Here is a 9748-nt window from a genome sequence, read left to right as displayed (position 1 = left end):
TTATATCGTTTTATAGCAAAAACAATATACTGATTTTCAGTCTAATAAACAACTCTTGTTTTTTTCATTTCATAATGCACAACGGGTTTTTTAATTATTTTTTTAAATTTGGGCTGAATCTTTAAAAGTAATATTATGAATAGAAAATTTTATTATGCTTTAGGTGTTTATGCATTGATGTCTGTTTTCGTTTCTTGTAATAGAAATGCTAGTGAATCAGACATTATTATTAAAGAAGAAAAATTAGGAATTGATAACATTAAAGTCATCGAAGGACTGAGAAGTTCTAAGAATAAGATGACCAGTTTAAAATTTACAAGAGGATTTACTGTTTTATCAGATGATAAAAATTCAACAAATATTAGTCTTAAGGATATTGAAAATAAGTATCGTGAAAATCTAGAAATAATAAATAATGAAACTGGTCTAGATTTGAAATATAATGAGGAGGAATTTAAAATTATGTTATCGTCTCTTAAAGGAGACTTTTTAAAAGATGGTTTTGTTATTTCAGGTGAAACATATGATAAAAATTTATCCGAGATAAGAAAAAATGGTTCTGAAGAACTTTTTTACGAAACGAATCAAATATTGAGAAAGGTATATTCTAATAATAGTGAATTTGTAGAGTATGGTAGGGGTATAACTAGAGGTTGTGCTTTGGCTTTAGCTGGAAACTTCCTTTCAACTTTAGGATTGTCTGCTTGCGCTACAGGCGTAGGATGTCCAGTAGCTATTGCAGCTAAAGTAGTAGCTATGGCAAGTGTAGCAGATGCTTGTATGTAATCGAGAAGAAATATGGAAAATATATTAAAAAACAAAAATTTTTTTTACATACTTTTATTTTTGACTCTAATAATAGAGATTATACTTATTGTTTTATTTGTGAACAAAGATGTAAGTGTTCTATCTTTTGTTTTGATAGGACTTTCTAATTTAGGTATTATGATTTCATCTTTTCTAAATATTAAGAAAATTATTAAAAATAAGTAGGCAATAAAGTATTTCATCATTTTAAAATAAAAAAGTACCCTTTAGGGTGCTTTTTTATATATTCAAAGTAAGTGATAGTGATTAGGTTTTGTTTAATCCTTTTTCTTTTGCTTCAATAAAATTCCTTTCTCGGAATGCTCCAATTAATTTTTCGTGGATATCCAATTGTTTATTATAAGATAGTCTGAAGTATTCTATTTGTGTTTTTAGGCTTTCCAAGTGCTCGTTAGATAATTTAATTTGTTCCTTTAGAAATGGGTACTCAGTAATTCTTTTTTTAAACTCTTGATATTCCTCTTCTGTAAAATATTCTATATGAGGAAACTCTTCATCTTTATCTTGTTGTTTGGTGTCGTTGCTTGTCGTTGAAATATCGTATTTGTGTCGCGATGCGAGGAAAATAACGACATCTTCTGGAATTGAAAATCCTTTATTATCTGTATTTGATATATTGTCGCTTAGTGTCGCTATTTGTCGCTGGACTGTCCTTTCGCTGACGCCAAAAAGTTTAGCTATTTCTTTTGTTGTATATTTTTTCATTATTCTTTGATTGGTAAAATTCCTTTTTTCTGATAGACACCGACTAAATATCCTATAGAATTTCTTACAGATAATTTTTTAGTTTTTATTTTCTCATTCAATTCAGCAATGAGAATGTCAAAATTAGATTCTTTTTCTTTATCTGATATGATATTTGCTTGTTCTTCGCTAAATCCATAAGCCATTAATTTAGATATAAATTTTTGTATTTCTAGTGGTTTGTTGAAATCAATCTCTAATTGTTTAAACTTTTGGTTATTAATATGAAGAGTAATCCAATGGAAAGACCTCCCCCTTTTTTTTAGTTCAAAATCAAGTTCAATATCTGTATTTTCAGAAATTTGTTCCCTTGCTACATCTAGAACAAATTTTTTAAAGTCGGAAATCCTTTCAAACTGTTCATTTCCTTTTTTATCAATTAAACCAAGCATCTTCTTTAGTTCTTCAATTTCAAAGCGTTTAATTCCAACGCTTCTCCACTGACACGCTATCGCGTATAAACGTTTTGCATACTTGGAAGAACAGTTTAAAACAGATTTTAATTGCATTGAAGTAAAATTGTTTTTTAAATCAAAAAAGTAGGGCATTGCCTCGTCATTTAATTTAACTGTAAAACTTCCAGTTCCTTTTAAATATTTCACACGAGAAAATAACCAAAGTTGTTCAAAACTTTCAGGTGTTTCTATTTCAAACATTCTAGAACCTATGTTTTCAGTAGATTCTCTAAGTTGTTTTAAGTTCCATTTACGCCCTGTAATTATTTCTATATCTTGAACGTGAATATTATATTCCAATTTGTCTTTTTCTAATCCAGAAAGAACCATAAAAAGAATATCTAACATACAAGCCGAGTAATCATACCGTCCCGAAGTTATTACATTATGTTGATAAATTAATTTATCTTCCTTTTTTATATCCATTAATTCCATAAAACAATGGTTTTGTAGTTGATAATGTAAATATAAAAAATAAAAACGATATTTTAAAACAATACTCGTTTATTATACTCGTTTTTAGCTTATAAAAACTCGTTTTTAGCTTATAAAAACTCGTTTTTAGCTTATAAAAACTCGTTTTTAGCTTATAAAAACTCGTTTTTAGCTGTGTAATATATTGTTTATTAGTTGTATACAGTTGCTTAAATATAAAAAATGTAAAAAATATTTTAAAAAAATAACGTTAGAGAAATTTAATGGAATAAATGGAGCTGAAAAGCGACATTTTGACAGAAAATTTCTTTTGAGGGTGGTGAAGAAAACGAAAAAACGAAAAAGAAGTTTAAAGAGAACCAAAGGGGGGGTGTTATGTGTAGCATAATATATATTTAATTGAATAATAATCAATGTTTTAAAAAAAATAATTAGATTTGTAAATAAAATTCAGATATGAATACATCAATAATCACAGCAGAAATAAAAACTTCGGATGTACCATTGTTTAAAGAATTATTGAAAAAATTCAAAGCAAAATCTATAAAAGTGGAGGAAAAAGACCCTACGAAAATGACAAAAGAAGAGTTCTTTGCTAAAATAGATAAAGCACGGCAAGAACCTACAAAAAGAATGACAAGGGAGGAACACAAAGCATTTTTAGGGATATGAGTTACGTATTTTACAGATACATTTTAATACTTAATTTATATAACGATACGAAGAGAGAGGTCTGCCCCCATAAATAGGTGGGAGTCTTTGTAATAATTCAATAATGTACTTCCTGAAATATAACCTCTACAAGCGTTCTAAAAACCTTAACTTTATAAAAAAATAGATATGGAAATGATACAACCACAATTTATAACAGATAGTGCAGGGAAACAACTAGCAGTTATTTCAATAGCTGATTACAATGATTTATTAGCCAAATCAGAGTTATATGATACGGTAAATACCTCTGTTTATAATATCCCAAATGACCATAAGGAAGAGATAAAGCTAGGTCAAGAAGATATTAAAAATGGGAAGTATAAGGCTAATGATGATGTTAGAACCAATGCTCTAAGATTATGCACGAAATAATTTGGTCAAATAGGGCAGAACAAAAATATAACGAGGAGCTTCTATATTGGCTCAACAGAAATCAATCTAATGAATATCCTCTTAAAATAATCAATGAGGTAGATAGAGTAGAAAAAATTCTGATTAACAATCCCTATATCGGAAGGGTCACAGATGTTAAAGACATTAGATTTTTTCCTATACTTAGAAAGTTTTTGTTGTATTATCAAGTTACTGAAAACATTATCCATATCTTAGCCTTTATCAATGCTGACACAAATGAGCGTTTATAAAACGTTAACTTTGTTGTGAAAATATTCAGATATGAATACATCAATAATCACAGCAGAAATAAAAACTTCGGATGTACCATTGTTTAAAGAATTATTGAAAAAATTCAAAGCAAAATCTATAAAAGTGGAGGAAAAAGACCCTACGAAAATGACAAAAGAAGAGTTCTTTGCTAAAATAGATAATGGTTTAACGGAATATGAAAACGGAAAATCAAAGGAGTTTAAAACTTTTAAAGAGTTCCAAAATTATATTTCCAAATGAGTAGTTATAATATAGTTTTAACGGAACAGACTGAAAAAGGCTTAAATAATTTGAGTAAATCAGAGCTTACAGTTTAAAAAGCTATATATTTAATTGAATTTCAATAATATCCACATCAGGAATAGGAAAGCCTGAGCCGTTGAAAGGTAATAAAACAAGGGTTATATTCTCGGAGAATAACAAAAAACATTATGTAACTTTGTAGAAAATACTAAAATGGAAAAAAAAGATAATACCTTTAAAATAGGAGACTTAGTTATGGTTTCTCCAGATTTAACATTATTAAATGATTGGATAGTGGGAAAAGTTATTAAGATTAGAAATAATCCTTTTGTAGGGATTGAAATAGCAATAGAAGATGACAAAGGAAGAATTTTTTTCGGAGAAAAAAATTATTTTAAACTTCAAAAAGAGAATGATTTATGTACGCGATAACTTTTGATATGGTTATCTCTGATTTGGAGAAATATTATGGGAAACCCTATAACAATGCTTACTATGAAATTTCAAATATTTTGCAAGAGTTTGGATTTTTCAGAACGCAAGGGAGTGTTTACTTAAATAATAATTCTGATATGGCTAATCTTATGGAAGCTATACAAACACTTTCAGAGGTGGAATGGTTTGCAAATTCAGTTAGGGATATAAGGGGATTTAGAGTAGAAGACTGGAGTAATTTTACAAAGCTAGTAAAAAGAAAGGCGACTAATTAATAAACTCACATAGGTAGTAATTATATTTAAAATTACTAATACCAAAAGGTAATGAATTTCCTAATTTTAAACCTCATTAACAATGTATGCTATTTTATTTGAGTTAGATACTAATTGTTTAAATGATAATTATGAGGGAAATACTTATCATAATTCGTACAAGTTAGTAAATGATTTTATGATTGAAAACGGTTTCACTTGGAAGCAAGGAAGTGTTTACTTTGGTGGAGCTAATATTGACGCTGTGACTTGCGTTTTAGTAGTTCAGAAATTATCCAAAAAATACCCTTGGTTTTCTAATTGTGTAAAAGATGTAAGAATGTTAAGGATAGAAGAAAATAATGATTTATTACCTGCTATATCCTAATTAATTAAAATATATAATTATGATTAACAAGAACTTAAAGTTATTTTACTTTAAATACATCAAAAATACAATAGAAACTAAAACCCTCAAAAAAATAATTAGGGCTTTAGGTGGTAAAAATATTGAAATTACGAATAAATTAGAAGAAGAATTTGATAAATTTAGAACCCGTTGTGCATTATGAAATGAAAAAAACAAGAGTTGTTTATTAGACTGAAAATAAGTATATTGTTTTTGCTATAAAACGATATAAATGAACAACATAGAGCAAATATATGAAAGAATTTTGGAAGTTTTAGGACTTTTTTCAGAAAATCAACTGATTAGTTATCAGAGAAGAACACCTAAAATGAGCGATTTAGAAGTCATAAGTCTTAATATTACTGCTGAATACTTGAGTATTGATAGCGAATTACAGTTCTTTAGAAAATTGCCAAACTCTCTGATAAACAAAATTGAAAGAAGTGTTTACAATAAGCGAAAACGAAGACTATCCCTACAAACAGAGCAAATTAGACAGCGTATTTCGATGGAGTTCAATGAGTTTGAAGATATTTTTATCGTTGATAGCATGCCAATGAAAGTTTGTGAAAACGCTCGTTCTACTCGTTCAAAAATTTGTAAAGAGCAATCCTATTCTTCACCAACATATGGTTATTGTGCTTCACAGAAATTATATTTCTATGGCTATAAACTACACGCAGTATGTTCTTTAAATGGTGTGATTAAGAATTTTGATATAAGCCCTGCATCCGTTCACGACATCCACTATTTAAAAGATATTGGTGAGCAAATGCGAAACTGTACTTTAATTGGAGATAGAGGCTATTTATCAGCAAAAGTTCAAATAGATTTATTTAACTATGCTAATATTAAATTAGATACACCAATGAGAAGTAATCAGAAAGATTATATTCCTCAATTTTCATTGTACAAGAAAAAGCGAAAACGAATTGAGATATTTTTCTCTCAACTTTGCGACCAATTTATGATTAAAAGAAACTATGCTAAAACTTTTGAAGGCTTTAAAACAAGGATAATCAGTAAAATAACCGCCGCAACGGTTATTCAATATATCAATAAATTTATCTTCCAAAGAAAATTAAATCATCTAAAAATCAGTATTATTTAAAATGCACAACGAGTATACCAAATATAGAACAAATACCAGCAACAGCAAGAAGTAATAAGATTGCTACAATTTTTGGAGTACAAGATTTTAGTCAGTTAGTAGATAATTATGGACAGTATAAAGCTCAAATTATTCTTGCCAACTTAGGGAATCAATTTTTTGGTAGAGTAAGCAATGGTAAAACTGCTGAAATGGTACAAAAATTATTTTCAAAAGAGGATAGAATATTTGTCAATAAGAATATGGGAACAGGAACAGGAGGAACAATTATACATACACAAAGTAATCAAAGTAGAGGGACATCTGAGACCGTACAGGAAAGGGATAGAGTAAAGATAAGTGATTTAATAAATCTAAATCCAGGGGAGTTTTATGGAATCATAGCAGAAGGAAAGCCAAAAGAGTTTTTAAAAACACAATTTTTAGAGTATTTCATAGATAATGAAATAAATAGAAAACATATTACTACCATTCAAGAAATGAATGATAATTATTTTAGAATTATTGAAGAAGCCAAATCATTATTAGAATAAGCATATGAGAAATAAAGATTTGTATGTAATTGAATTAAAAAATAAAATTAAAGTTGGAATTACATATGATTTTACTAGAAGATATTCAAATATTAAAAACACAGCTGGAATTAAGGATAATGAGGTAATAAATACTTTTTATTATCCTGATTTAAGTTTGATGGAATCAAGGATAAAAGTACTTTTTAAAAAAAATAAGATAGCAGGAGAATGGTTTTATAAAAAAGATATTGTTTTAGAATTTATACAAAATCTTAAAAGGGGAGAAATTCCAAATGTGGAGCTTTTAAATAAGTTAAAAAATAAAACCATTGATATATCAAAAATAGGAAATTATGAGAATGAAGAATATACTATTTTAAAAGAGAATGCAGTTAATCTTTTAGCAAAAATAAAATCTGAAAGATTAGGAATAGGTTATCCTGATAGTGTTGATATATCAACATTCATGAAAAATAAAAAAGCAAACTATAGAAATATGCTTTATTTGGCAGATGATGAATTTCTATTTTTTGAGAGAAAACCCAAATTTGAAATTGAGGTTATAAAAGAAAGTCAAATGATAGAATGTTTGAGAATTATAAAGAATTCTATCTCTAATAATAACATAAAATTCAAATTACAAGACTACATAGACTCTATTTTTGCTAAAAGTGATATTTATTTTGAAAAATCTATTAATATAATAGATTCCTTTTTTTTTCAAAAAGATGAAAAAAAAGCACTAGGTTTTTTATTAGAAGAAAAAATAACTAATCAAAATGTTAAAATTAATTTTAATGAGGAAAATAATTTATATTCTTTTGAAAATAAATTTGAAGAACTAAATCAAGTAGAACAAATTTTTTTAAAGAAAACTACTAATAGTAATTTAGAAATTGATGTATTTGGATTAATTAGCTTTGATTATAAGGATAGATATTGTTTTTGTCATTTTGATGTTTGGAATTATCTTAGAGTATTAAACTTTTTTTCTATTAAAAAAATTGATGTTAATGAAATTAGAATGTTCTATAACAATACTTTAAAATATAAAGAACATTATGTTTTTAGATTTAAGTATCATTTATTAAACTATGAAGAAAAAGAATTTATTAAAACTTTAGAAATTGAAGATATTTCTTTTTGGTATTTATGTTTTAACAACGATGGAGTTAAATATTACTGTATTTATGATGATGAGTATAGAGAACAGATATTAGAGGATTTAAATATTGATTTTATAGAAGAATATTAGTATATTTGATGGGTCGGTGAGGAAGAACAAAGAGGCAACGTGAGGACGACCTTGAGAAGCGCCAAATCCGATGAATATACCGAATAGGTTTAAGAAGGCATCTATATATTTTAGATGTCTTCTTTTCGTTTTGGAGCTTTGGAGTTGTATTTTTTATATAATTCATACATTGCACCCCCTAGACTTCTAAATTTCTACTTTTATTAAGTAGATAATCCGTTTATACCCTAAAAAAAATTCAAAAATTGCACTTTAATATACTTTAAATAAAAGTATATTAAATATTATAATTCAGATGATTAATAAATATAATAATCTATTCGGGTATTCAAAAAAAGCTAAAAAAACCTTACTCCGTTTGTTTTATAGAACATTTTAAAATGTCCTTTTAAGCTAATGGAATAAATTATTGATTTGCATTGTATATAAAGCTATTTAAGCAAAACAAACTTTCACTATATAGCATATTACATTTGTATAAAATTTTAAATATGAAAAAAATAAAATATTTAGATGTATCTCCTACTACTTTCGGAATAGTAGTATTAGTGGTTTTTTTATTGGCTTATACGGTAAGAATAAAGAAAGATGTAGCATTTATAATTCCAAATTATATTATATTCAAAGCAAGCGATTAGGTTTTGTTTAATCCTTTTTCTTTTGCTTCAATAAAATTCCTTTCTCGGAGTACTCTGACTATGATAAATGTTATAGCGTGCTATACCTTTGTCGGAGGTTAAGATAAAAATATGAAAAGAAATTAAACTTTCATATTGACAGACTTTTTAATTACTCGTTGTGCATTTTAAATAATACTGATTTTTAGATGATTTAATTTTCTTTGGAAGATAAATTTATTGATATATTGAATAACCGTTGCGGCGGTTATTTTACTGATTATCCTTGTTTTAAAGCCTTCAAAAGTTTTAGCATAGTTTCTTTTAATCATAAATTGGTCGCAAAGTTGAGAGAAAAATGTCTCAATTCGTTTTCGCTTTTTCTTGTACAATGAAAATTGAGGAATATAATCTTTCTGATTACTTCTCATTGGTGTATCTAATTTAATATTAGCATAGTTAAATAAATCTATTTGAACTTTTGCTGATAAATAGCCTCTATCTCCAATTAAAGTACAGTTTCGCATTTGCTCACCACTATCTTTTAAATAGTGGATGTCGTGAACGGATGCAGGGCTTATATCAAAATTCTTAATCACACCATTTAAAGAACATACTGCGTGTAGTTTATAGCCATAGAAATATAATTTCTGTGAAGCACAATAACCATATGTTGGTGAAGAATAGGATTGCTCTTTACAAATTTTTGAACGAGTAGAACGAGCGTTTTCACAAACTTTCATTGGCATGCTATCAACGATAAAAATATCTTCAAACTCATTGAACTCCATCGAAATACGCTGTCTAATTTGCTCTGTTTGTAGGGATAGTCTTCGTTTTCGCTTATTGTAAACACTTCTTTCAATTTTGTTTATCAGAGAGTTTGGCAATTTTCTAAATAACTGTAATTCGCTATCAATACTCAAGTATTCAGCAGTAATATTAAGACTTATGACTTCTAAATCGCTCATTTTAGGTGTTCTTCTCTGATAACTAATCAGTTGATTTTCTGAAAAAAGTCCTAAAACTTCCAAAATTCTTTCATATATTTGCTCTATGTTGTTCAT

At 27.4% G+C, this 9748-nt stretch carries 16 protein-coding genes; 13 read left to right on the top strand and 3 right to left on the bottom strand.

Annotated features, from left to right (window positions below):
• The first annotated feature begins 135 nt into the window (after nt 1–135).
• A complete protein-coding gene (locus VIX88_RS12815; RefSeq protein WP_064971191.1) occupies nt 136–786 on the top strand; it encodes a hypothetical protein in 651 nt (216 codons plus the stop codon).
• A 288-nt stretch (nt 787–1074) separates the two neighbouring features.
• On the opposite strand, the gene VIX88_RS12810 is transcribed toward VIX88_RS12815, so the two are convergent.
• Together VIX88_RS12810 and VIX88_RS12805 are read right to left on the bottom strand one after the other, a co-directional pair.
• Nucleotides 1075–1533 (bottom strand): HTH domain-containing protein, encoded by a 459-nt coding sequence (locus VIX88_RS12810; protein WP_010891142.1) that lies wholly within the window; start codon nt 1531–1533, stop codon nt 1075–1077.
• Nucleotides 1533–2462: a replication initiation protein gene (locus VIX88_RS12805; protein WP_064971189.1), complete on the bottom strand. Its 930-nt coding sequence runs from the start codon at nt 2460–2462 to the stop codon at nt 1533–1535. The genes VIX88_RS12810 and VIX88_RS12805 overlap by 1 nt, the downstream gene beginning before the upstream one ends.
• Nucleotides 2463–2918: 456 nt before the next feature.
• Between VIX88_RS12805 and VIX88_RS12800 the strand changes: the two genes are divergently transcribed.
• The 12 genes from VIX88_RS12800 (at nt 2919) to VIX88_RS12745 (ending at nt 8702) form a co-directional block, all read left to right on the top strand.
• Nucleotides 2919–3134, top strand: coding sequence for a hypothetical protein (locus tag VIX88_RS12800; protein ID WP_064971187.1), 216 nt, complete (start codon nt 2919–2921; stop codon nt 3132–3134).
• Between the two features lie 168 nt (nt 3135–3302).
• Nucleotides 3303–3548, top strand: a complete 246-nt coding sequence (locus VIX88_RS12795; protein ID WP_064971186.1) for a hypothetical protein — start codon at nt 3303–3305, stop codon at nt 3546–3548.
• Nucleotides 3536–3820, top strand: a complete 285-nt coding sequence (locus VIX88_RS12790; RefSeq protein ID WP_064971185.1) for a type II toxin-antitoxin system RelE/ParE family toxin — start codon at nt 3536–3538, stop codon at nt 3818–3820. Before VIX88_RS12795 ends, VIX88_RS12790 begins: the two co-directional genes overlap by 13 nt.
• 31 nt (nt 3821–3851) lie before the next feature.
• Nucleotides 3852–4082, top strand: coding sequence for a hypothetical protein (locus tag VIX88_RS12785; RefSeq protein WP_064971184.1), 231 nt, complete (start codon nt 3852–3854; stop codon nt 4080–4082).
• Nucleotides 4083–4298: 216 nt separating this feature from the next.
• Nucleotides 4299–4517, top strand: a complete 219-nt coding sequence (locus tag VIX88_RS12780) for a hypothetical protein (protein WP_064971183.1) — start codon at nt 4299–4301, stop codon at nt 4515–4517.
• Nucleotides 4505–4795 carry a virulence-associated protein gene (locus VIX88_RS12775; protein ID WP_010891295.1) on the top strand — a complete coding sequence of 97 codons (291 nt, stop codon included), beginning with the start codon at nt 4505–4507 and terminating at the stop codon, nt 4793–4795. The genes VIX88_RS12780 and VIX88_RS12775 overlap by 13 nt, the downstream gene beginning before the upstream one ends.
• Nucleotides 4796–4877: 82 nt before the next feature.
• On the top strand, nt 4878–5162 hold the full coding sequence (locus VIX88_RS12770) for a virulence factor (protein ID WP_064971182.1): 285 nt from the start codon (nt 4878–4880) through the stop codon (nt 5160–5162).
• Between the two features lie 19 nt (nt 5163–5181).
• Nucleotides 5182–5346, top strand: a complete 165-nt coding sequence (locus VIX88_RS12765) for a hypothetical protein (RefSeq protein ID WP_176702990.1) — start codon at nt 5182–5184, stop codon at nt 5344–5346.
• Nucleotides 5347–5415: 69 nt separating this feature from the next.
• The gene (locus VIX88_RS12760; RefSeq protein WP_223286748.1) at nt 5416–6294 is read left to right on the top strand and encodes an IS982-like element ISRa1 family transposase; all 879 of its coding nucleotides are present in this window, start codon (nt 5416–5418) and stop codon (nt 6292–6294) included.
• Complete coding sequence (locus VIX88_RS12755; RefSeq protein ID WP_081276941.1) at nt 6246–6827, top strand: TraM recognition domain-containing protein; 582 nt, start codon at nt 6246–6248, stop codon at nt 6825–6827. The genes VIX88_RS12760 and VIX88_RS12755 overlap by 49 nt, the downstream gene beginning before the upstream one ends.
• A gap of 4 nt (nt 6828–6831) precedes the next feature.
• Complete coding sequence (locus tag VIX88_RS12750; RefSeq protein ID WP_064971192.1) at nt 6832–8064, top strand: hypothetical protein; 1233 nt, start codon at nt 6832–6834, stop codon at nt 8062–8064.
• A 491-nt stretch (nt 8065–8555) separates the two neighbouring features.
• Nucleotides 8556–8702, top strand: a complete 147-nt coding sequence (locus VIX88_RS12745; RefSeq protein ID WP_154212764.1) for a hypothetical protein — start codon at nt 8556–8558, stop codon at nt 8700–8702.
• 167 nt (nt 8703–8869) lie between these two features.
• Here VIX88_RS12745 and VIX88_RS12740 read toward each other — a convergent pair whose 3' ends face one another.
• A complete protein-coding gene (locus VIX88_RS12740; protein WP_127919811.1) occupies nt 8870–9748 on the bottom strand; it encodes an IS982-like element ISRa1 family transposase in 879 nt (292 codons plus the stop codon).

Source organism: Riemerella anatipestifer (assembly GCF_035666175.1).
Taxonomy (GTDB): Bacteria; Bacteroidota; Bacteroidia; order Flavobacteriales; family Weeksellaceae; genus Riemerella; species Riemerella anatipestifer_D.
Note: the sequence above shows the minus strand (reverse complement) of the source record. Positions and strands in the feature narration are given on the sequence as shown.